At 62.2% G+C, this 20,917-nt stretch carries 21 protein-coding genes; 13 read left to right on the top strand and 8 right to left on the bottom strand.

Going from position 1 to position 20,917, the window contains the following annotated elements; translation table 11 throughout:
- The first annotated feature begins 2 nt into the window (after nt 1-2).
- From AC3D25_RS22490 to AC3D25_RS22460, 7 genes are all read left to right on the top strand, one after another.
- A complete protein-coding gene (locus AC3D25_RS22490) occupies nt 3-1,184 on the top strand; it encodes an amidase (protein WP_488890689.1) in 1,182 nt (393 codons plus the stop codon).
- A 38-nt stretch (nt 1,185-1,222) separates the two neighbouring features.
- Nucleotides 1,223-1,507 carry a cupin domain-containing protein gene (locus AC3D25_RS22485; protein WP_488890688.1) on the top strand — a complete coding sequence of 95 codons (285 nt, stop codon included), beginning with the start codon at nt 1,223-1,225 and terminating at the stop codon, nt 1,505-1,507.
- 406 nt (nt 1,508-1,913) lie between these two features.
- Entirely contained in the window at nt 1,914-2,894 is a 981-nt protein-coding gene (locus AC3D25_RS22480; RefSeq protein ID WP_488890687.1) for an ABC transporter substrate-binding protein, read from the top strand.
- Nucleotides 2,895-2,939: 45 nt separating this feature from the next.
- Nucleotides 2,940-3,974 (top strand): aromatic ring-hydroxylating dioxygenase subunit alpha, encoded by a 1,035-nt coding sequence (locus AC3D25_RS22475; protein ID WP_488890686.1) that lies wholly within the window; start codon nt 2,940-2,942, stop codon nt 3,972-3,974.
- Between the two features lie 3 nt (nt 3,975-3,977).
- Complete coding sequence (locus tag AC3D25_RS22470; protein WP_488890685.1) at nt 3,978-4,808, top strand: ABC transporter ATP-binding protein; 831 nt, start codon at nt 3,978-3,980, stop codon at nt 4,806-4,808.
- Between the two features lie 89 nt (nt 4,809-4,897).
- Nucleotides 4,898-5,656 (top strand): ABC transporter permease, encoded by a 759-nt coding sequence (locus tag AC3D25_RS22465; RefSeq protein WP_488891054.1) that lies wholly within the window; start codon nt 4,898-4,900, stop codon nt 5,654-5,656.
- Nucleotides 5,657-5,666: 10 nt separating this feature from the next.
- Nucleotides 5,667-7,091 carry an isoxanthopterin deaminase gene (locus AC3D25_RS22460; RefSeq protein WP_488890684.1) on the top strand — a complete coding sequence of 475 codons (1,425 nt, stop codon included), beginning with the start codon at nt 5,667-5,669 and terminating at the stop codon, nt 7,089-7,091.
- Nucleotides 7,092-7,882: 791 nt separating this feature from the next.
- On the opposite strand, the gene AC3D25_RS22455 is transcribed toward AC3D25_RS22460, so the two are convergent.
- From AC3D25_RS22455 to AC3D25_RS22440, 4 genes are all read right to left on the bottom strand, one after another.
- Nucleotides 7,883-8,095, bottom strand: coding sequence for a hypothetical protein (locus AC3D25_RS22455; RefSeq protein ID WP_488890683.1), 213 nt, complete (start codon nt 8,093-8,095; stop codon nt 7,883-7,885).
- Between the two features lie 213 nt (nt 8,096-8,308).
- A complete protein-coding gene (locus AC3D25_RS22450) occupies nt 8,309-8,899 on the bottom strand; it encodes a flavin reductase family protein (RefSeq protein ID WP_488890682.1) in 591 nt (196 codons plus the stop codon).
- 50 nt (nt 8,900-8,949) lie between these two features.
- Nucleotides 8,950-9,696 carry a GntR family transcriptional regulator gene (locus AC3D25_RS22445; RefSeq protein ID WP_488890681.1) on the bottom strand — a complete coding sequence of 249 codons (747 nt, stop codon included), beginning with the start codon at nt 9,694-9,696 and terminating at the stop codon, nt 8,950-8,952.
- Between the two features lie 24 nt (nt 9,697-9,720).
- The gene (locus AC3D25_RS22440) at nt 9,721-10,704 is read right to left on the bottom strand and encodes a polysaccharide deacetylase family protein (RefSeq protein ID WP_488890680.1); all 984 of its coding nucleotides are present in this window, start codon (nt 10,702-10,704) and stop codon (nt 9,721-9,723) included.
- Nucleotides 10,705-11,281: 577 nt separating this feature from the next.
- Between AC3D25_RS22440 and AC3D25_RS22435 the strand changes: the two genes are divergently transcribed.
- The 4 genes from AC3D25_RS22435 to AC3D25_RS22420 all read left to right on the top strand — a co-directional run bounded on the left by AC3D25_RS22435 (nt 11,282) and on the right by AC3D25_RS22420 (nt 15,707).
- Nucleotides 11,282-12,340: an ABC transporter ATP-binding protein gene (locus AC3D25_RS22435; RefSeq protein ID WP_488890679.1), complete on the top strand. Its 1,059-nt coding sequence runs from the start codon at nt 11,282-11,284 to the stop codon at nt 12,338-12,340.
- Between the two features lie 52 nt (nt 12,341-12,392).
- Nucleotides 12,393-13,730, top strand: a complete 1,338-nt coding sequence (locus tag AC3D25_RS22430; protein WP_488890678.1) for an ABC transporter substrate-binding protein — start codon at nt 12,393-12,395, stop codon at nt 13,728-13,730.
- A 140-nt stretch (nt 13,731-13,870) separates the two neighbouring features.
- Nucleotides 13,871-14,800 (top strand): ABC transporter permease, encoded by a 930-nt coding sequence (locus AC3D25_RS22425; RefSeq protein ID WP_488890677.1) that lies wholly within the window; start codon nt 13,871-13,873, stop codon nt 14,798-14,800.
- A gap of 1 nt (nt 14,801) precedes the next feature.
- Entirely contained in the window at nt 14,802-15,707 is a 906-nt protein-coding gene (locus tag AC3D25_RS22420; RefSeq protein ID WP_488890676.1) for an ABC transporter permease, read from the top strand.
- Between the two features lie 15 nt (nt 15,708-15,722).
- Here the strand turns inward: AC3D25_RS22420 and AC3D25_RS22415 are convergent, their stop codons facing one another.
- The 3 genes from AC3D25_RS22415 to AC3D25_RS22405 form a co-directional block, all read right to left on the bottom strand.
- Nucleotides 15,723-16,634 carry an SMP-30/gluconolactonase/LRE family protein gene (locus tag AC3D25_RS22415; protein ID WP_488890675.1) on the bottom strand — a complete coding sequence of 304 codons (912 nt, stop codon included), beginning with the start codon at nt 16,632-16,634 and terminating at the stop codon, nt 15,723-15,725.
- Nucleotides 16,631-17,452 carry an NAD-dependent epimerase/dehydratase family protein gene (locus AC3D25_RS22410; protein ID WP_488890674.1) on the bottom strand — a complete coding sequence of 274 codons (822 nt, stop codon included), beginning with the start codon at nt 17,450-17,452 and terminating at the stop codon, nt 16,631-16,633. Before AC3D25_RS22410 ends, AC3D25_RS22415 begins: the two co-directional genes overlap by 4 nt.
- Before the next feature lie 82 nt (nt 17,453-17,534).
- Nucleotides 17,535-17,780 (bottom strand): hypothetical protein, encoded by a 246-nt coding sequence (locus AC3D25_RS22405; protein ID WP_488890673.1) that lies wholly within the window; start codon nt 17,778-17,780, stop codon nt 17,535-17,537.
- A 451-nt stretch (nt 17,781-18,231) separates the two neighbouring features.
- On the opposite strand from AC3D25_RS22405, the gene cysC reads away from it, so the two are divergent.
- Nucleotides 18,232-18,795 carry an adenylyl-sulfate kinase gene (gene cysC / locus AC3D25_RS22400; protein WP_488890672.1) on the top strand — a complete coding sequence of 188 codons (564 nt, stop codon included), beginning with the start codon at nt 18,232-18,234 and terminating at the stop codon, nt 18,793-18,795.
- Between the two features lie 210 nt (nt 18,796-19,005).
- On the opposite strand, the gene AC3D25_RS22395 is transcribed toward cysC, so the two are convergent.
- Nucleotides 19,006-19,935: a carboxymuconolactone decarboxylase family protein gene (locus tag AC3D25_RS22395; protein WP_488890671.1), complete on the bottom strand. Its 930-nt coding sequence runs from the start codon at nt 19,933-19,935 to the stop codon at nt 19,006-19,008.
- Between AC3D25_RS22395 and AC3D25_RS22390 the strand changes: the two genes are divergently transcribed.
- A complete protein-coding gene (locus AC3D25_RS22390) occupies nt 19,922-20,848 on the top strand; it encodes a LysR family transcriptional regulator (RefSeq protein WP_488890670.1) in 927 nt (308 codons plus the stop codon). The two genes, AC3D25_RS22395 and AC3D25_RS22390, sit on opposite strands and share 14 nt — an antisense overlap.
- Nucleotides 20,849-20,917 lie beyond the last annotated feature (69 nt).

Below are 20,917 nucleotides of genomic sequence, written 5' to 3'. Positions count from 1 at the left end.
CTATGAATCCAGACTTCGCTTCGTCCCGCGCCTTCGTTCCCTTTCCCGACGCACCCGTGCCGAACGCCGCGACCGGCCCGCTCGCCGGTCTGACCTTCGGCGTGAAGGATATCTTCGATGTCGCCGGTTATCCGACCGGTTGCGGCAACCCGCACATGCTCGCGATGTCGGGCATCAAGACGGCGCACGCGCCGGTGGTCGATGCGCTGCTCGCGGCGGGCGCGGTGTTCGCCGGCAAAACCTATACGGAAGAACTCGCGTTCTCGATGAACGGCAAGAACCTGCACTTCGGCGTGCCGCGCAATGGCGCGGCGCCAGAGCGCGTGTGCGGCGGGTCGAGTTCCGGGTCGGCGGCGGCGGTGTCGAACGCCTTGTGCGACTTTGCGCTCGGCACCGACACCGGCGGCTCCGTGCGCGCGCCCGCGAGCCATTGCGGTCTGATCGGCTTGCGGCCGACGCACGCGAGCGTGAGTCTCGAAGGCTGCATGCCGCTCGCGCCCGGTTTCGATACCTGCGGCTGGTTCGCGCGCGACATCGATACATTCGCGCGCGTCGGCAACGTGCTGCTCGGCGACGATACCGCTACGCTTCCCGCCATACCCGACGTCATACTGCCGAACGAAGCGATGGCGCTGTTGTCCGCGCCGGTCGCGGCGGCGTTCGCGGCAACGCTCGAACGCGTGCGCGCAAAGTTCGGCGCGAGCGAGCGCGCGAATATCATGTCGCCCTCGACCGACGACCTGTTCTGGGCGTTCCGTTTCATGCAGGGTTTCCAGGCGTGGCGCAGTCACGGCGAGAACATCGAACGCTACGATTTCCAGCTCGGCCCGGGCGTGCGCGAGCGTTTCGAATGGTCCCGCACGATCACGACCGCGCAGAACGACGAGCACGAAAGCGTGCGCGACGCGTTCCGCACGAGCTTGCTGAAGCTGCTCGACGGACGCCGCGTGATCCTCATGCCGACCATGCCCGGCGTCGCGCCGCTTCTCACCGACACCGAGGACATGCTCGAGTCCTACCGCAACCAGTCGATCAACATGCTGTGCGTCGCGGGACTGGCCGGCTGTCCGCAGTTATCCTTGCCGCTGATGCAAATCGACGGCGTGCCGCTCGGCTTTTCGCTGATCGGCCCGCCGGGCAGCGATCGCGCGTTGATCGAACTCGGACGCGCGTTGGTCGCCTGAACTGGCGCGTTTTATATTTACGCAAGGAGTAACGACGCATGACAAGACAACCCGCGGTCCCCACGCGACAAGTGTCGAACGAGCGGGCCATCGTGACCGAGTGGCGGTTCGCGCCCGGTTCCGAAACCGGCTGGCACATTCACGGACACGACTACATCGTCGTGCCGCAGACCGATGGCGAACTCCTGCTCGAAACGAAGACAGGTAATCGCGTGTCGGTATTGCGGGCGGGACAGAGCTATGCCGGCTTGAAAGGCGTCGAGCACAACGTGGTGAACGCGAGTGCGCATGAGGTCGTGTTTATCGAAATAGAAATCCGCTGAGCGGCCGCGCTCAGCCAATGCACTGCCAAGGTGCCTGCCGTGCTTCACGGACGTGCGCCGTGCACGCCGCGATGGTAAAAATTCCGGCCGCTCATCCGTCGTGACGGGCTTCGCGCCATGGCACGGAACTCGCTAATAAAATAAGCAGAGTAGAAGCGGCTAGCGTCCGGCACATTCAGCGGGCGTGGGGCATTGCTCTTGGGGCGCATCGCGCGCCCACGTCGACGAACGTCGGCGTTTGAACGGGATCGTCCGATCTCGCCAACAAGATGCGTGCATGCGGTTGCCCCGAATTCACCTTTTGTTGTGCGTCATATAGGTCCTGTCCGTCGTGCGTTTTTCATTGCGTGCGGCCTTCGTTCAAACGTCCTCGTTCTAACTTCATGCTTACTCTACGAGGCGTTCCATGCGTGTCCTGCGTCGCTTGCTTAACGTTTTAACCCTGGGTTCCGGCATCGTGCTCGCCGCGTCCGCTCACGCCGACGACCACGTCACGGTCCTGACGAGCTGGTACGCGCAAGCGGAACACGGCGGCTTCTATCAGGCGGTCGCGACCGGCCTCTACAAGAAAGCGGGCCTCGACGTCACCATCAAGATGGGCGGCCCGCAAGTGAACGGAATGCAACTGCTGGTGGGCGGCCAGGCGGACTTCATCCTCGGCTACGACTTTCAGGTGCTGTCGAGCGTGGAAGCCGGCATTCCGGTGACGACCGTCGCGGCGTCGTTCCAGTTCGATCCGCAAGGCATGCTCGTCCACGACGACGTTAAAAGTCTCGCGGACCTGAAGGGCAAGACCATCCTCGTGGCGGGATCGGGCCGCACGAGCTGGTGGCCGTGGCTGAAGGAAAAGTACGGCTACAGCGATGCGCAGACGCGCCCGTACACGTTCAATCTTCAGCCGTTCTTCGTCGATCCTAACGTGGCGATGCAGGCGTATCCGTCGTCCGAGACCTATCAGGCCGAGCAGGCGCATGTGAAGAGCCACTTCTTCCTTTTCGCCGATGCGGGTTATCCGCCGTACAACACGACCATCGTCGGCATGCGCAAGACGCTCACGGATAAGCCGGACGTGACCGCGCGCTTCGTGAAGGCGTCGATGGAAGGCTGGAAAAGCTACCTCGCCGATCCCGCGCCCGGCAACGCGCTGATCAAGAAAGACAACCCCGAGATGACCGATGCGCAACTCGCGTTCGGCGTCGATCAGCTGAAAAAACTGAAGCTCGTGACGGGCGGCGATGCATCGGCGCTCGGTATCGGCGCGATGACGGACGCGCGCTGGAAGAAGACCTACGACTACATGGTCGGCGCGAAGCTGCTGAAGGCGAGCACGGACTACAAGAGCGCCTACACGCTGCAGTACATCCAGAACGCCAAGGTCATGCCCTGAGCCGCGCATCGACCTAACTTCACCGGTTACGAGGAGTAGATTCACATGCTGGTTACACGTCAAAAGGTTTTGCGCCGCTTCTGGTACGCGATCATGCCGATGTCGCAACTCGACGACGGCCCCAAGCCGTTCACGCTGCTCGGCGAGGCGATCGTCCTGTGGAAGGGCGCGGGCGGCAAGCCGCATGCGCTGCGCGACCGTTGCTGCCATCGCACCGCGAAGCTGTCGAAAGGTTACGTGGACGACGACGGCAACATCGCGTGCGGCTATCACGGCTGGACCTACGACTGCAGCGGACAGTGCGTGAAGATTCCGCAGAACGACGGCGGCGAGATTCCGTCGCGGGCGATCGTGCAGTCGTTCCGCTGCGAGGAACGCTATGGCTACGCGTGGGTCGCGCTCGACGATCCGTTGCAGCCGATCCCCGAATTTCCGGAAGAAACGGCGCCGGGCTATCGGCGCATCCTGCAGTTCTACGAGCAGTGGAATACGAGCCCGCTTCGCATGATGGAGAACTCGTTCGACAACTCGCACTTCAGCTTCGTGCATAAATCGAACTTCGGTCTCTTCAATAGCCCGAAGCCGTCGAAGTACGAATTCCGGCCGAACGAGTGGGGTTTCGAAGCCGAGACGCACGTGCCGATCCGCAATCCTGAGGCGAGCTTCCGCATTACCGGCACGACCGACGACGTCACCGAGCGGCATCTCGTGAATCGCTGGTTCATGCCGTTTTCGCGGCGTTTCGGCTGCATGTATCCGGCAAGCGGCGTGCATCACATCATCTACAACTGCGCGACGCCTATCGACGATAAAACGATGATGCTCGTGCAATGGCTCTATCGGAACGACAGCGAGGAAGCGTGTTCGACGCAGGAACTGATCGACTGGGACCGTCCGATTACCGATGAAGACCGCGGAATTCTCGAAGCGACGGACTACGACGCGTGTATCGACGTGCGACGCCAGCAGGAATGCCACATGACGTCGGACCAGCCCGGACTGCTGATGCGCCGCAAGTTGCTGAAACTGCTGGAAACGCACGGCGAGAAAGAAGTATTTCGTATCGCAACGGAGGACTGAAGCATGAACGCCCCGGCATCCTTTCCTGCTGCATCTCACGCCGACGCCGCGCTTTCGGTGCAGCGCGTCGACAAGATCTACGCGAACGGCACGGTCGCGCTCGAAGACGTGCGTCTCGCGATCGCGCCTGGCGAATTCGTCTCGCTGCTCGGGCCGTCGGGCTGCGGAAAAAGCACGCTGCTCAAAATGTTTGCAGGCATCGAAACGCCGACGCATGGACACATGCGCTGGTGGAATCAGCCGTTCGAGACGGTCGGATCGAAGGGACGGCGCATGTCGATGGTGTTTCAGGAAGCGACACTGATGCCGTGGGCGAGTATCGCGGATAACGTGCGTTTGCCGCTCGATCTCGCTCACGTGCCGCGCCGCGAAGCGGATGCGCGCGTGGCGGACGCGCTTGCGAACGTCGGGCTCGCGAAGTTCGGCGGCGTGCGTCCGCGTGAGTTGAGCGGCGGCATGCAGATGCGTGCGTCGCTTGCGCGCGCGCTCGTCACCGAGCCGGATTTGCTACTGCTCGACGAACCGTTCGGCGCGCTCGACGAATTCACGCGCAACAAGCTCGACAGCGATCTGCGCGCGCTGTGGAAGAAGCGCGGCATGACGGTCGTGTTCGTCACGCATAGCATTTACGAGTCGGTGTATTTGTCGGAGCGCGTGGTGGTGATGCAGGCGCGGCCGGGGCGCATCATCGCGGAAGTGCCGATCGACGGTCCTGCTGAACGCGACGATGCGTATCGCGTGTCGCCGTCGTTCATGGCGCACTGCAAGACCTTGTCCGACCTGATTACCGACGCCCATCGTGCGTCGTCTCTCAACGAAGCAGGAGTGCAATGATGACGAGCCAGTCCCTTGCTTCACGGACCGATCGCGTGAAGCCCGCCATCGCCGCGAAACGCTTGCCCTTGCTCGGCCGGCCGGGCGCCATGAAGACCGCCGCGCCGTGGATAGTCGGTGCGCTGATGTTGCTGTTGTGGGAAGGCTGGTGCGCGTTCTTCAAGGTGCCGGTGTATCTGGTGCCCGCGCCGCACGACATCGCATTGCAACTCGTGAAGGACGGCCCGATGCTGCTGGTCAGCCTGATGGCCACGCTCAAGATCACGCTGCTCGCGTTTGCGCTGGCGACCGTGCTCGGCGTTGTTATCGCGCTGCTGTTCGTGCAGAGTCCGCTGATCGAGGCGAGCTTCTTTCCGTATGCAATCTTGCTGCAGGTCACGCCGATTGTCGCGATCGCGCCGCTCATCATCATCTGGGTGAAGGATACGACGGTCGCGCTCGTGATCTGCGCGATGCTGGTTGCCTTGTTCCCGATCATCTCCAATACAGCGCTCGGGTTGCGCAGCGTGAACCCCGGTCTTATCAACCTGTTTCGCATCAATCGCGCGACGCGCTGGCAGACGCTCGTGCGCCTGCGGATTCCGAGCGCGCTGCCGTATTTCTTCGGTGGCTTGCGTATTTCGAGCGGTCTATCGCTGATCGGCGCGGTGGTGGCGGAGTTCGTCGCGGGGACGGGCGGCAGCGGCGCGGGGCTCGCTTACCAGATTTTGCAGGCGGGTTTCCAGTTGAACATTCCGCGGCTTTTCGCGGCCCTTTTTCTGATTACCGTGACGGGCGTGGTGCTGTTCGGCATCACGGTGTGGGTCTCGCGCATCGGCTTGCGCGGCTGGCACGAAAGCGAACTGTGAGAGCGATTAAATGAGCATCCTGATTCGAAACGCGGCGGCCATCATGTCGGGCGGCAAGGGCAGCGCGGACCAGCCCGCGCGCCTGGCCGGTCCCGATATCCGCATCGAAGGAGAGACCATCGAGGCGATCGGCGCACTGACGCCGCGCGAGGGCGAAACCATCGTCGACGCGACCGATTGCGTGGTGTATCCGGCGTGGGTCAATACACACCATCATCTGTTTCAGTCGCTTTTGAAGGGCGATCCGGGCGGGCTGAACGCGTCGCTGACGCCGTGGCTTGCCGCGACGCCGTATCGCTTTCGCGCACTCTTCGACGAAACGCGCTTCAGGCTTGCGGCGCGGATTGGCATGATCGAGTTGATGCGTTCGGGCTGCACGACGGTGGCCGATCACAACTATGTCTACTATCCCGGCATGCCGTTCGACAGCTCGGCGATCCTCTTCGAAGAAGCCGAGAAACTGGGCCTGCGCTTCGTCTTGCTGCGCGGCGGCGCGACCCGGACGCGTCAGCTCGAAGCGGAGTTGCCGACGGCGCTGCGTCCCGAATCGCTGGATGCGTATGTCGCCGATATCGAGCGGCTCGCGTGGAAGTATCACGATGCATCGGCGCGTTCGATGCGCCGCGTAGTCGTCGCGCCCACTACAGTTCTCTACTCGATTTCCCCGCACGAGATGCGCGAGACGGCGGCGGCGGCGCGCAAGCTCGGGCTTCGATTGCATAGTCATTTGTCGGAGACGGTGAGCTATCAGGACAGCGCCCACGCGATGTACGCGCGCTCGCCGGTGGGTTTTTGCGGCGACAACGACTGGCTTGGCAGCGACACGTGGTACGCGCATCTGGTGAAAGTCGACGCCGACGAACTTGCGTTGCTCGCACAGACGCGGACCGGTGTCGCGCATTGTCCGCAGTCGAACGGACGGCTTGGTAGCGGAATCTGTCCGGTTCGCGAGATGGCCGATGCGGGCGTGCCGGTGTCGATCGGCGTGGATGGCGCCGCGTCGAACGAAGCGGCCGACATGATTTCCGAGGTGCACATGGCGTGGCTCGCACAGCGCGCGCGGCGCGGCATGGAAGCGCGGCCGACGTTTCGGGGCGGCAGCTTCGAGGGCGGCGCGGATGCGGCGAGTGTCGAGGATGTCGTGCACTGGGGCACGGCGGGCGGTGCTGAGGTGCTCGGGTTGCCGGAGGTTGGGCGGATTGCGCCGGGGTATTCGGCGGATATCGCGGTTTATCGGCTGGACGATCCGCGGTATTTTGGGCTGCACGATCCGGCGATTGGGCCGGTTGCGTCGGGTGGGCGGCCTTCGTTGGCGGCGCTATTTTCCGCCGGGCGGCGGGTGGTTGATGATGATCAGATTGAGGGGGTTGATTTGCGGGAGTTGCAGCGGGAGGCGATCGGGGCGGTTCGGGCTATGCTCAGTGAGGCCGCTTGAGCGGACAGGGTTTGGGGTTGCTGGCGCCCGTGGCTTTTGTTTGCCTGTGCTCTCTGTGAACCTGCTTTCGTGTAGGTTTAGCAGCACGCCGCTATGCTCGGCAGTAGTCACTTTCTTTGGCTAGCTGCAACACGGGATTCGGCGCCGTGGGGCGGCTTGAGGGTGGGTGGGTGGGTTACACCGTCTGATGTTCGGCCGCTTCTTTTGAACTTGCTTTCGTGTAGGTCTATTAGCACGCCGCTATGCGCGGCAGCAGTCACTTTCTTTGCTGCTGCAAAGAAAGTAACCAAAGAAAGCAGCTTATCCGCCTATGTGTCCACTACGAATAACCGAGCGGATAGGCGCGCAGGCTGACTATGACAACTCGCATTCGTCGGTATTGGCACAGCATCTGTCAGTTCCATCCTCGCTGCGCTCGGACGATGGCCACACCTACAACCAGCGCTCGGTTTGGTTTTTTGTTGTGCCGTTCCGGCAGGCACTTCGTGCCTGCCGGGATGGATGAGCGGCTCCACTCTGTTGTGTGGTGCGATGACCGAATCCGCTTGCGCGCCACTCCCGGTTGCGGTTCGTGGTGGACACTTAGTAGGTCACGCTGCTTTCTTTGCTTACTTTCTTTGCAGCAGCAAAGAAAGTGAGTCCCGCCCCGGACAGGGGCAGAGCTAATAAACCTACACGAATGTAAGTTCCCAGCGAGCGCAAGCAAAAGAAACCAACCGGCGCGAGCAAACTAAACCAGTGCACCTTCCCAAACACCGCTAGCAAACAAACCCAACCCGCGCCAGCAAACCCTAACCCCGTGAAGAAATAACCACGTCAGCCGCGAGCGGAAACGCAAGCGAAAACTCATGCGTACGATAAGCCCGCACATCGAGAATCAGCCGATTGATGGCGTCGATAGAGTCGAGCGCTGAACCCGCTTCGTACACGCGCTGGCCCTCCATATCCTTCCCCCATCGGCGGCGCGCGTCGAGCAGAAGGGCAAGTGCGCCGCGGCGTGTCATAAAGAATTGCTGCATCAGTCCTTGGGTCCAGGCACTTACCGTATTTGTTCAAACAACATGATCGGCCGATAACGCAAGCCGGATTCGGGTTCGTAAGTCAGGGTAAGTCTTCGCACCGCACGCATCCCGCACGCACGCGGACACGCCGCGTTCAGCCGGACACGGCGCGGGTGGATTTTATCCGGACAATGCTGAGATCGTCGAGCGCGGCGCTCAACCGATCGTGAAGCGGTCGCGCGTCGTGACGTAGTCACTCGCGCCGAAGCGGCCGACCGGAAAGTAATGCTGAAGTCGCACGCGCCAGGTGTCGAGGTCGATAAGTTCGTCGCGTGCGTGCAACCGGTGAACACGCCCAATAAAGATATGACGGCTCGTCGTTTCGAGCGTCTCCCACAAGGTACATTCGAACGCGACCGGCGCTTCCTCGATGCGCGGCGGCGCGACATGCGTGCTCGGCACAGGCGTCAATCCGACCGCTGCGAGTTCGCTCACATCCGGCGGCAAACGTTCTCCGCATCGATGCATCTTTTCGGCCATGGCTTCGTCGCTCAGATGCACGACGAACTCGCGGCGCTGCGCAATGTTCACGGCGGTGTCCTTGAGCGTGCCGTCGGCAAGCCGGTTGATGCTGATCATCACGATAGGCGGCTCCTCGCCCAGCATGTTGAACATCGAAAACGGCGCGGCGTTCACGGTGCCGTTTTCGCTCAACGTCGTGACAAGTGCGATCGGGCGCGGGACGATAAGGCTCGCCATCAGTTTGTAGCGCTGGTATTCGGTGATCGCGTCGAAGTCGATTTCCATGATTGCCTCTGAGTGTGGTCGGACGGTCACGAACGACGCCGTTTAACCGGTCAAGACCGTGCTATCCCGAGCAGGTGCGCGAGACTCTTTTCGCCCAGCATGCGCGACGTTTCAATCCGCTCCTCAAGCTCGCGCAGATGCGCCTCCATCCGCGCAATCGCGCCCTGCGCGTCGCGTGCCTCTATGCAATCCACGATCGCCGCGTGCTCGTCATGTTCGCACGGCGCGTTGCCCGGCGGCTCGTACACACCGACGATCAGCGAGCATCGCGAGACGAGTTCCGTGAGGTAGCGCTGCAGGATCGCGTTGTGTGCGAGCGCCGCGATCCGCAGATGGAAGTCGCTCGCGAGCCTGGCCCACGAAGGCTGATCGAAGCGATGCATCGCCTGATGCTCGTCGGCGAGTTGACGCCGGAGCGCCGCGATATCGGCGGCGCTCGCGTGTTCGACCGCCAGTTCGACGAGCATGCGCTCCATCGCGCGGCGCGCCGCGAAGATCTCGCGCGTTTCCTCGGGGGTCGGCTCTGCGATCACGGCGCCCCGGTTCGGCCGCAATGCGACGATTCCATCGTAGGCCAGCTTCTCCAGCACGCGTCGCACGACAGCCCGTCCCACACCGAACAACTGGCACAGTTCCGGCTCCGGCAGCTTCGTGCCGGGCGTCAGGCGATGATTCAGCACGCCATCGAAAATCGCCTGATAGATACGCGCGTCAACGTCCTGCGAGGATTCGCGAGGCGCTTCCTGCCGATGCGGCCGCCGTTGAATCGCGGGTTTGGCGAGCGGTCTGGAGGCCATGTCCGTGTGCGGTCGGCGCGCTGGTTAGATTGCTGCTTGCGCGGCAAAAGGCGCTGGCGAGACCTTGCCCGCCAGCTCCATGGCATCCATATGCTGCGCGATCGCACCGGGCGTGGTGAGCCACACGTCGCCGCTCGCTTGCGCCGCCGCGATATGCGCGAGCGCGCGCCGCAAATGACGTAGCCGATACGGTTGCCCGACCAGATACGGATGCAGTGCGATGCCCATCACCAACGCTTGCGGATGACGGCCGCGCGTCGCCTGTTCGCGCATTTCGTCGAACTGGTCGATGATCATATCGGCGAACGCCGCGCCGTCGAGATGACGTCCGACCATCATCGGCAGGTCGTTGAGTTCCTGCGGATACGGTATCGACCAGAGCGGCCCGCCGCGCGTCGCCATGCGTACCGGGCGGTCGTCGTGACACCAGTTGAGCGTATAGCGATAACCGGTTTCAGCCAGCAAGTCGGGCGTCAGACGCGATTCGGAAATCCACGGCGAGAGCCAGCCGGCAGGCGGCGTACCCGCATGTGCGGCAATCCGTTCGCGGCAGTGGAGCAGCAACGCGCGTTCGCCGTCTTCATCGAGATCGCTCTGGCGGCGCGCGTTCGTGTGGCCGTGGCCGATCAGTTCGTCGCCGCGCGCGAGGCAGGCGTCGATCACGTCGGGGCAATGGTCGTAAAGCGCGGTATTGATGAGCACGCCCGCCGGCATCGCCAACTGATCGAACAGTTCCAGGCAGCGCCAGACGCCCACGCGATTGCCGTACTCGCGCCAGCTGTAGTTGAGCACGTCGGGTTGCGGCGAGATGGGCCCAAGCGCCGCGCCAAGCCCTTCGCCGAAAGCGAAATGTTCGATGTTGAAGCCGAGGTAGACGGCAAGACTCGTCTCGCCGGGCCAGCGGTATGCGTCGGTATCGGTGATGGGCCGATACGGAAAGCGGCCGTGCGTCGCGAGCGCGGCGAATGCGTTGTCAGTCGGGACCGCTGGGACTTTCATGTCGTTCATGAGCGAGTGACTGTTTGAGTGACCTGTCAGGGGTGAGCCGCCGCGTGTGTTCCGTTTTGGCGGCTCGTGCCCCGCGCTGGCTCGAAAGCGCACTGTGTTCGTGCAACGCGCGGTGATCCGATCGCTAACGATCTGCTCGTCGAATCGTTTGCAAGTTACGCGCCAAGTCGTCCTGGCTTCGGCACTGGATTTTCTCGCTGACGGCGACGCCGCAAGCAATGAAAGCGGGGGACGTAGGCCACTTTATGTCTCGCAGGCCGCATCAGGCGCTACGGGTGCCCCAACTTGGCTTTTGCGTGCCCTGCTCTTGTGCTGTGCGCGCTGTCGTGAAGCGTTGACGATTCGCGTTGCGAATCGTCAACGAAACGGTGAGGTCATTGTGATCGGTGCGAATACACCGCGCGCCAGCAGCTTGTCCTTTGAGAAAAGAAAAATGGCATGTGTCTTGCATTAGGCAGGACATACCGCTAAACGCAAGCTGTCCGTCCATTGCGACGCTTATGAACCGCAATGGTCTTGTCCACGCGCCATCGATGCGAAGTTGAAGGGGCTTAATCCGCCTCAAGGACCTGTGTACATGAGCCAGACTACTGCCAGCGTGATCCACACCACGGCCGCCGATATCGAACTGGTTCACGTCTCGAAGCAATACGGCAACGCGCTCGCCGTCGATTCGATCGACCTGCGCATTCCGGGCGGACAGTACTGCTGTCTGCTCGGGCCATCGGGATGCGGCAAGACCTCGACGCTGCGCATGATCGCGGGTCACGAGACGGTCAGCGAAGGCGACATCCTCATCGCCAATCGCAACGTGACGCGCGAAGCGCCCGCCGAGCGCGGCACGGCGATGGTGTTCCAGAGCTATGCGCTGTTCCCGCATCTGTCGGCGCTCGACAACGTGGCGTTCAGTCTCAAGATGCGCGGCGTCGCGAAGGAAGCACGGCGCAAGCGCGCGGGGGAATTGCTCGACCTCGTCGCGATGAGCGCTTACGCGGAACGCAAGCCGTCGCAATTGTCGGGCGGCCAGCAGCAGCGCGTCGCGCTCGCTCGCGCGCTCCTGAACGAGCCGCGCTGCCTGCTGCTCGACGAACCGCTCTCCGCACTCGATCCTTTCCTGCGCGTGCAGATGCGCGCCGAACTCAAGCGCTGGCAGAAGGAACTCGGCATCACCTTCGTGCACGTCACGCACTCGCAGGAGGAGGCGATGGCGCTGGCCGACATGGTGGTCGTGATGAGCCACGGGCGAATCGAGCAGAGCGGGCCACCGCATGAAGTGTTCAACCGGCCGCGCACCGAATTCGTCGCGCGCTTTCTCGGCGGTCACAACGTGCTCGAAGCGAACGGCCGCGCGTTCACCGTGCGCGCCGACCATCTGCGTATCGCGCCGCACGGCGTCACGCCCGTTCAGGCGGCGTCGAGCGACGGCGGCTTCAGCCGGATCGGCGGCATTCCGTGCACGGTCCGCGACGCCGAGTATCAGGGCACGCATCTGCGCATGACGCTCGCGCCGCTCGACGGCTCGCCGGAACTGGTTTCGCTCTTGCCCGACGGCGACTACGACCCGCACAAGCTCGGGCCGGAATCGCGCGTCGTGGTCTGGTGGAACGAGAAGGACGCGCACGCACTCGCCGCATGACGGCGCCGCTTTCCGTTGCACTGAACGACAACTTCAACTGAGGGAGATTGCAATGAACGAGCAGGACGAAAAGCCGTCGGGCGCGAGCCAGATCCAGAGCACGGCGAGCGCCGCGGTCGATGCCGCCGCGGACCTCGCCGAGAGCCGTGCGGTATCGCGGCGCGGCTTTCTGAAGGGCGCGGTGGCGGTGGCCGGTATCGCGGGATTCCCTTACGTGCATGCACAGGAAAAGATCACGCTGCGCTATCTCGGCACGGCAGTCAATCAAAGCGCGGACATCGCGAAGAAGTTCAAGGAAGACACAGGTATCGAGATTCAGTACATCCCGGTCACGACCGACGACGTCGCCAAGCGCATCATCACGCAGCCGAACTCCTTCGATATCGTCGATACGGAATACTTTTCGCTTAAGAAACTGATCCCGGCCGGCACGCTCGCGGGCATGGACGTGAAGAAGATCAAGCACGCCGACAAGATCACGCCCGTGCTCACGCGCGGCGAGATCAACGGCAAGAAGATCGGCGATCAGGGCACCGCGCCGAAGAAGGTCATGTTCCTGACGGGCGCGCGCTCCACGGAGTTCTCGGCCACGCCGACCGAATGGATGACGCTGATCCCGACCACCTACAACGCCGACACGCTCGGCATCCGTCCCGACCTCATCAAGCGTCCGATCAACAGCTGGGCCGAACTGCTCAATCCGGAGTTCAAGGGCAAGGCTGCGCTGCTGAACATTCCGGCGATCGGCATCATGGACTCGGCGATGGCGATCGAGGCGAGCGGCAAATTCAAGTACGGCGACAAGGGCAACATGACGCGCGCCGAGATCGATCACACGATCAAGGTGCTGATCGAGGCGAAGCGGGCGGGCCAGTTCCGCGCGTTCTGGAAAGACTTCAACGAGAGCGTGAACCTGATGGCCTCGGGCGAAGTGGTGATCCAGTCGATGTGGTCGCCGGCGGTCACGAAGGTGCGCACGATGGGTGTCGCGTGTACGTTCCAGCCGCTCAAGGAAGGTTATCGCTCGTGGGCGTCGGGCTTCGGTCTGCCGCGTTCGCTGCAGGGCCGCAAGCTCGACGCGGCATATGAGTTCGTCAACTGGTTCCAGGACGGCTGGGCGGGTGCGTATCTGATGCGTCAGGGCTATTACGCAGGCGTGCTGGACACGGCCAAGTCGCATATGCAGCCGTACGAGTGGGATTACTGGATCGAAGGGAAGGCCGCGGCGCAGGACATCAAGGCGCCGGACGGTCAGCTTCTGGAGAAGGCCGGCGCGGTTCGCGACGGTGGCTCGTACACCCAGCGCATGGGCGCGATCGCGTGCTGGAACGCAGTGATGGACGAGAACATCTACATGGTCCAGAAGTGGAACGAGTTCATCGCGGCCTGATTAGCAGCCTGATTAGCAGCCTGATTAGCAGCCGGATTTTCAGCCGGATTCTCAGCCTGATTCGCGGCCATGCAACGCACGCGGCGAACGCGCGGCAGGTCGCGCGTTCGCCGCAGAAGTGTTTTTAACCGGTATAGCCAATGGCATCCATCGAGCTTCCCACGCAACCGCCTGCTGCGCCTGCGAGCGCGGCAAGGGTCAAGCGCTATCGCGCGGCGGCCTGGCTGCAGGCCACGCCGCTCACGCTGACCTTCGTGCTGTTCTTTCTCGTGCCGCTCGTGATTACGCTGATCGTGAGTTTCTGGGACTTCAACGAGTACCAGATCATCCCGGCATTCACGTTCAAGAACTACGCGGCGATCTTCGACGGCTGTTCGTCGATGACCGATATGTGCGTCACGTTCAAGACGTACTGGTCCACGCTCAAGTTCTGCGTGCTCGTCTGGGCGATTACGCTCTTGCTCGGATTCACGATTGCTTATTTCCTCGCGTTCCATATCCGCACGACGGGCATGCAGACCGTGCTGTTCCTGCTTTGCACGATTCCGTTCTGGACATCGAACGTGATCCGCATGATTTCGTGGATGCCGCTCCTCGGCCGCAACGGCCTCGTGAACCAGACTTTGCTCGCGGCGCATCTGATCGACAGGCCGCTCGAATGGCTGCTTTATTCGAACTTCTCGGTCGTGCTCGCCTTCGTCCACCTGTTCACGTTCTTCATGATCGTGCCGATCTTCAACGCGATGATGCGTATCGACCGTTCGCTGCTGGAAGCCGCGCGCGATGCGGGCGCGAGCGGTTGGCAAGTGATTCGCGACGTCGTGCTGCCGCTTTCCAAAACGGGCATCGTGATCGGCTCTATTTTCGTGGTGACGATCGTGATGGGCGATTTTCTGACCGTCGGCGTGATGGGCGGCCAGCAGATCGCGTCGGTCGGCAAGATCATTCAGGTGCAGACCGGTTATCTGCAATTTCCCGCCGCCGCCGCCAACGCGATCATCCTGCTCGCGGTCGTGCTGATGATCGTGTGGGCGCTGACCCGTGTCGTCGATATCCGCAAGGAGCTTTGAGATGTCAGCGATCCGACTCAAACACCGCGAGCGCCGTCCGGCGAGTTTCTACTGGCTCGCCGCGCTCTTCGCGCTCTTCGTGCTGTTCCTCTACGGCCCGGTCATCACCATCTTCATCCTGTCGTTTCAAGGCCCTGAAGGCGGCCTCACGTTCCCGATGCGCGGCGTCTCGCTGCATTGGTTCGCGGTGTTGCGGCAAGGGATCGGCGAGATCGATATCTGGGCCGCGTTCGGACGTTCCGTGCGGCTCGCGGCGGTCGTCACGGTGCTGACCGTGGTGTTTTCGGTCGCGGCGGGGCTGGCGTTCAGAAAGCGTTTTCGCGGCGATACAGCCGTGTTTTACGTATCCGTTGCAAGTCTCATCATGCCGTCGATCATCGTGTCGCTGGGTATTGGCCTGACCTTCCGGCTGCTCGACAACGGCGTGAAGTTTCTCGCCAACGCATGGGGTTTCCAGTCCTTCGCCGACAGCTACTCGACCTCGATGGGTCTCTACACGTCGGCGCTCGGCGCACACATGACGTGGACGCTGCCGTTCGGTTTGCTCGTGATGTTCGCGGTGTTCAACCGCTTCAATCCGGCTTACGAAGAAGCCGCGCGCGATCTTGGCGCGTCTCCTTGGCAGAGCTTCAAACATGTCGTGCTGCCGATCATCGGACCTTCGGTGATCGGCGTGGGCATGTTTGGCTTTACGCTTTCGTGGGATGAAATAGCGCGGACGTCGCAGGCTATCGGCGACCAGAACACGTTGCCGCTCGAACTTCAGGGCTTGACCACGTCGGTGACGACGCCGGTGATCTACGCGCTGGGCACGATGACCACCGCGCTCTCGCTGACGGTGATGATCGTGGGATTGCTGGTGGTGCAGTGGCTCACCCGCCGCCGCGCGCGGGCGGCGGCGAAGTAAGCTTCAACGCGAGTTTCAAAGCACGCCCGCGTACGCGGCTTCGACCAGACCGCGCACGCCCGGACGCACCGCGAACACATGTCCGTCGTGTTCGTTCGCGCCGTTCGCCGGGATGATCGACGTGACGAAGAGCGTGTCCATCTCGCGTCCGCCGAACGCACACATCGCGGGCTTCGTCACGGGCAGCGCGATCTCGCGATCGAGACGGCCTTCGGGCGTGAAGCGCAGCAGGCGGCCGGCGTCGTTCGCGCAAGTCCAGTAGCAGCCGTCGGCGTCGACCGCCGCGCCGTCGGGGCGTCCCGCAAACTGGTTCAGGTCCGCGAACACGCGGCGATTACGCGGCTCGCCGGTCGCGATGTCGTAGTCGAAGGCCCAGACGAGCCGGCGCGTCGGATGCGAATCCGACAAGTACATCGTCGCCCCATCCGGCGACCACGCGAGCCCGTTCTGCGTGATGAGTCCATCGACGACCGGCGCGGACAGCGTGCCGTTTGCGTCGAAGCGATACAGCGCGCCCGCCGGGTTCGCGGCGGCCATGTCCTGCACCATCGTGCCGGACCAGAAGCGGCCTTGACGGTCGCAGCGGCCGTCGTTGAAGCGCATATCCGGGAATGGGAAATCCGGCGCGGCGAGCTTCTTCACGGTCGCGTCCGGTGCATCCGAAAGCGTCACCGCGAAGAGGCCGTTTTCGCAGCCCGCGAGCACCGTGCCGTTGCGATCGAATGCGATGCACGCCACTTTTTCCGGCAAGCGCCACGCATCGCGGCGGCCCGTTTCGATCGCGAACCGGATGATGGATCGCGCGGGAATATCGACCCAGTACAACGCCTGTTCGGCCTCGCGCCAGACCGGGCTTTCGCCCACTTCGCACGGCGCCGTTCCCGCTGCTTCGAGCCGCTCGACGCCGCTTGCAAACGGGGCGCTCATCGACGCGGCTCCATCGGTCCGGCGAGCACGAACGGTCCGCCCTGAAAGCGCTGCGTGGGATCGTCGAGATTCGAATCCGGCGCGCTCGGCGGGAACAGATGCGTGAATTCGGCGGAACTGTCCTGCGGACGAAAACCGAGAAACGCCGCGTTCGTGTTATCGACCCATTTCACCGGATTGTCCGAAACGCCATAGACGATGGCGTGCCCGACGCGATTCGTGAAGAGCGAGCAGCGCACGAGTTCGATGAAATCGCGGAAGCTCAGGTACGTGACGAGCATGCGCGGATTGCGCGGCTTGTCGAACGACGAGCCGATCCGCAGACACACGGTTTCCAGACCGAAGCGGTCGAAGTAATAGCGCGAGAGCGATTCGCCGAAGCACTTGCTCACGCCATACAGGCTGTCCGGACGCATCTCGCAATCCGTGCCGAGGACGGAGGTCACCGGATGGAAGCCCACCGCGTGATTCGAACTGGCGTAGACGATGCGCGTCACGCCCTGCTTTTGCGCCGCGCTGTAGAGGTTGTAGAGACCGAGAATGTTCGCTTGCAACAGGTCGTCGAATGGCGCTTCCACGGAGATTCCGCCGAGATGGACGACCGCATCGACGCCTTCGAGCAGCGCGTGGACCGCGTCGCGATCCGCGAGATCGGCCTGCACGGCTTCTTCGTGCGGGCCGCTCGGTTGGATCGGCGCGAGGTCGCTCACGCGGACGATATCGGCCCAGGCCGCGAGCGCGCCGCGCAGTTGCTGGCCGAGATTGCCGGCCGCGCCGGTAATCAGCAGGCGGTGAAAAGGTTTGGCGTGGTCGTTCATGTGGTCTTCCTTCTAGCGTTTTCAAATCACGATAAGGCCGGCGCGCGCGCCGGCCTTATCGCCTGCATCCATATGTTAGCGGCTACGCGTTCGCCGGCTGCGCGATCTCGGCGCGGCGGCTCACGAGCGCCGGCCGCACGAGCGTCCACAACAGCACCACGCCGATCAGATCGCCGAAGCCCAGCGCGACGAAGAACGGCGCGTAGACGATGGTCGCGACGAGCGCGCCGATCGCGAGCGTGAAGCTCAGGTTGCCGGCCCCGGCGGAAAAACTCGCGAGGCCCGTGACGGTTGCCACTTCACGGCGCGGGAACAGGTCGGCGGACATCGAAAAAATGACCGTGACCGACAAGGTGTGGTGCGCGAAGCCGCCAAGGCACAACGCCCGCCGTCGAAATCACGATCAGCGCGGATCGGTTACCAAGCATTACGTGTTGTCCGCTTAGACGGCATCGTATGTCAGATGACTTCCGCTTTCAATATCGGCGAGATGCGGGTTTACGAGATAAAGATCGGCTAAGCTTTAGCCTATTGGGGGCTTGCTTTATCCAGAATGAGGAATGAATGGAGAATTAACGCGTGAAGCGGTGGTTTTTAGTTGTCAGACGTCGTATCAAGTTTCTGCCGTTGGCCGGGCCCAAGGGCAGGAATATTGTTTTTCAGCGCTTACCTGTTTTTCGGAAATGCAAATCGTCTCGATATAATTAAGAGCAGAGAACGCGCGGAAATCGTCCCGCGCAAACGTTTGCCTGCTTTTTAATCACTCCTGCCGAGGCCGTATGAGTGCCGTATCCGATCAACTAACCCGGGTTGCCACCGTTGCAACAGCCGCGCCCGTTTTTTGGCTTACAGGTCTGTCCGGCGCTGGAAAATCGACCCTGGCCGGCCTTGTCGGCGAGCGCTTGTCGCGGGAAGGGGCACGGAGCATCGTGATCGACGGCGATGTCTTGCGCGACGGACTGAGTTCGGACCTCGGATTTAGTGCGAAAGACCGCGCGGAAAATGTGCGGCGCGCGGCGGAAGTCGCGGTGCTGTGCGCGAACGCGGGCGTCGTGACCTTCGTTGCGCTCGTGTCGCCGTTTGAAGCGGATCGACAGAACGCGCGACGGATTATCGGTTCGCGCTTTTTCGAGATTTTCTTGACCGCGAATTTTTCAGTGTGCAGCCAGCGCGATGTAAAGGGACTTTATCGGCAGGCTGCTGCAGGGAAGATCGCCGATTTCACCGGTCTGAGCTCGCCTTACGAAGTGCCGGCGCGCCCGGATCTCGTCATCGATACGATGACGCGCGGCGTCGAGGCATGTGCGTGCGGACTGCTCGACTACGCGCGAGCGCGCATCTGACCAAGGGTCCGCCATGCCGGACCGTCCCGATTTCCTGCGCAAAACAGCATGCCCGATTCGCATCGCATTGTTTAAAAACGCGGGATCGAGCGTTCCGGTTGCCCGGCTGGACGGAATTTTTCCGGCGGGGCGCGCGGCGGTTTATGGCGCGGTTGTCGACGAAGTTCTAATTTCTGTTTTCGAACCGGGACCGACTGCCAGGGCTTTCTTTCACCGCGCTTCGGTATCACGATCGCTCAACACCTCTTTCGCCGCAATTGCTGCATTGATAGCGCGTGGAAAGCCGGCATATACAGCAATCTGGGTGACCGCTTCGACGAGTTGCTCCCGCGTTCCGCCGACGTTGAGAAAGCCATGCATGTGGACTTTCAATTGCGGCGTCGCGGAGCCCATCGCGGATAACGCCGCCACGGTAATCAATTCGCGTTGAACGAGATCGAGACCCTCGCGTGAGTACACGTCGCCAAACGCGAATTCGACGATGAACCGCCCGAGGTCGGGCGCGATATCGCTCAGGGATTCAATCACGCGCTCGCCGATCACGCCATCGATGGCACGCAATCCCGCGATGCCGTCTTCGTAACGCGCCGTGCCGGGCGTAACCGATACGGGCGCAACGTCCACCTGCTTTTGGCTGAACACCGCTCTGGCGGCTGCAATACCATTGAGCGCAGCAGGAAAGCCTGCGTAGACCACAAGATGAATCATCAACTCGATGACGCCGCGCGGCGAACAGCCCGCGTTCAGCGCGCCTGCGATGTGAAAGCGCAGTTGCGGCTCCGCGCCACTCATCGCGGCGAGCGCGGCGACAGTGACGAACTGGCGTTGCCGCAAGTCGAGCGCCGGGCGCGAATAGATTTCGCCGTAAGCGAAGCTGATCGTCATTCGCGCAAGATCGGGCGCGATGTCTTTCAACGTTTCCGTGATCGACGGTTCGTCGGTTTGTTCGATTGCTTTGAGAAATTGGCGACCAAGTGCCAAAGTCGATTCGGCGTCATGCATCTTTATGCTCCAGTTAGCGTCGCGTGTCGCGGCCGATGTCTGCAAGATAGAGATGTCCCGAACGTCGCGCCAATGCCTTCGGAGTGATACCCTTTGAGTATCACAACGCAAATCGGGATGAGCGATGCGCCAGTCCATCGAGCTTTGGCAACTCCGCTATTTCGTTGCCGTTGCGGAAGAGCAGGGCTTCAGACGCGCAGCCGAGCGTCTGTTCATCACGCAACCGCCGCTGACGCGGCAGATTCAGGCGCTCGAGGCGCTCGTCGGTGCGAGATTGTTCGAGCGGGGCGACGGCGGTATGCGGATCACTTCCGCCGGGACGTACCTGCTGACAGAAGCCCGTGCGCTCCTCGCTTCAGCCGACAACGCGTTCGAACGGATCGCTCAACACGTCGCCGACCATCGTCCCGAACTCAGACTTGGCATTACGACCGTGCTCGATGCCGCGTTGTTCGCGTGGATCGAACCCGCGCTGAAAGCCAAGGATCCGGGATTACGCCTGACGCAAAAGCGCCAGTATTCGCAGCATTCGATACGGGATCTACGCCGCGGCTTACTCGATGCCGCGCTGATCGGCTTGCCATCCGCTACGGAAGGTCTTTGCGTCGAAAGTCTGTTCGATGACCCACTGGTCGTTGCGCTGCCCGAAGGGCACGCGTTGCGAAAGCGCAGGCGCATTTCGCTGCTCGAACTCGGCCATGACGCGCTGTTTTGGCCGCAGCGACGAATCAATCCGAGCTACTACGATCACTATGAGCGGCTGTTCCGCAAACACGGCTTCAATTCGCGACGCGTGCCGGAACCGGCCGATCACCATGTGCTGCTGAGTCTGATCGCCGGGGGCGAGGGCATCGCGTTGATCCCGTCGTCGCTCATGTCCATTGCACGCGACGGCGTGATCTACCGGCGTCTTCGCGAAGAGGCGGAGTTTCGGATCGAGTCGGCGATCGCATACTTGCCCGACGCACAAAATCCGTTGCTGCAACGACTCGTGGAGGTCTTGCGTTCGCACTACGGCAAGAGCCTGAAAAATTACTCGCATGACAAGTAGTCGACATTTACGCGTAAAACAAGTATTTGCGATTTACTCGTAAAACAAGTAATATCAAAATATTCGCCC

The sequence above is a fragment of the Caballeronia sp. SL1002 genome (genome assembly GCF_057814995.1).
This window is presented reverse-complemented; position numbering and strand designations above follow the sequence as displayed.

What these genes read in the sequence shown, in the direction of transcription:
- AC3D25_RS22490 (WP_488890689.1), top strand. Translation starts at nt 3, where the DNA reads ATGAATCCAGACTTCGCTTCGTCCCGCGCCTTCGTTCCCTTTCCCGAC.
- AC3D25_RS22485 (WP_488890688.1), top strand. Translation starts at nt 1,223, where the DNA reads ATGACAAGACAACCCGCGGTCCCCACGCGACAAGTGTCGAACGAGCGG.
- AC3D25_RS22480 (WP_488890687.1), top strand. Translation starts at nt 1,914, where the DNA reads ATGCGTGTCCTGCGTCGCTTGCTTAACGTTTTAACCCTGGGTTCCGGC.
- AC3D25_RS22475 (WP_488890686.1), top strand. Translation starts at nt 2,940, where the DNA reads ATGCTGGTTACACGTCAAAAGGTTTTGCGCCGCTTCTGGTACGCGATC.
- AC3D25_RS22470 (WP_488890685.1), top strand. Translation starts at nt 3,978, where the DNA reads ATGAACGCCCCGGCATCCTTTCCTGCTGCATCTCACGCCGACGCCGCG.
- AC3D25_RS22465 (WP_488891054.1), top strand. Translation starts at nt 4,898, where the DNA reads ATGAAGACCGCCGCGCCGTGGATAGTCGGTGCGCTGATGTTGCTGTTG.
- AC3D25_RS22460 (WP_488890684.1), top strand. Translation starts at nt 5,667, where the DNA reads ATGAGCATCCTGATTCGAAACGCGGCGGCCATCATGTCGGGCGGCAAG.
- AC3D25_RS22455 (WP_488890683.1), bottom strand. Translation starts at nt 8,095, where the DNA reads ATGACACGCCGCGGCGCACTTGCCCTTCTGCTCGACGCGCGCCGCCGA.
- AC3D25_RS22450 (WP_488890682.1), bottom strand. Translation starts at nt 8,899, where the DNA reads ATGGAAATCGACTTCGACGCGATCACCGAATACCAGCGCTACAAACTG.
- AC3D25_RS22445 (WP_488890681.1), bottom strand. Translation starts at nt 9,696, where the DNA reads ATGGCCTCCAGACCGCTCGCCAAACCCGCGATTCAACGGCGGCCGCAT.
- AC3D25_RS22440 (WP_488890680.1), bottom strand. Translation starts at nt 10,704, where the DNA reads ATGAACGACATGAAAGTCCCAGCGGTCCCGACTGACAACGCATTCGCC.
- AC3D25_RS22435 (WP_488890679.1), top strand. Translation starts at nt 11,282, where the DNA reads ATGAGCCAGACTACTGCCAGCGTGATCCACACCACGGCCGCCGATATC.
- AC3D25_RS22430 (WP_488890678.1), top strand. Translation starts at nt 12,393, where the DNA reads ATGAACGAGCAGGACGAAAAGCCGTCGGGCGCGAGCCAGATCCAGAGC.
- AC3D25_RS22425 (WP_488890677.1), top strand. Translation starts at nt 13,871, where the DNA reads ATGGCATCCATCGAGCTTCCCACGCAACCGCCTGCTGCGCCTGCGAGC.
- AC3D25_RS22420 (WP_488890676.1), top strand. Translation starts at nt 14,802, where the DNA reads ATGTCAGCGATCCGACTCAAACACCGCGAGCGCCGTCCGGCGAGTTTC.
- AC3D25_RS22415 (WP_488890675.1), bottom strand. Translation starts at nt 16,634, where the DNA reads ATGAGCGCCCCGTTTGCAAGCGGCGTCGAGCGGCTCGAAGCAGCGGGA.
- AC3D25_RS22410 (WP_488890674.1), bottom strand. Translation starts at nt 17,452, where the DNA reads ATGAACGACCACGCCAAACCTTTTCACCGCCTGCTGATTACCGGCGCG.
- AC3D25_RS22405 (WP_488890673.1), bottom strand. Translation starts at nt 17,780, where the DNA reads ATGTCCGCCGACCTGTTCCCGCGCCGTGAAGTGGCAACCGTCACGGGC.
- cysC (WP_488890672.1), top strand. Translation starts at nt 18,232, where the DNA reads ATGAGTGCCGTATCCGATCAACTAACCCGGGTTGCCACCGTTGCAACA.
- AC3D25_RS22390 (WP_488890670.1), top strand. Translation starts at nt 19,922, where the DNA reads ATGCGCCAGTCCATCGAGCTTTGGCAACTCCGCTATTTCGTTGCCGTT.
- AC3D25_RS22395 (WP_488890671.1), bottom strand. Translation starts at nt 19,935, where the DNA reads ATGGACTGGCGCATCGCTCATCCCGATTTGCGTTGTGATACTCAAAGG.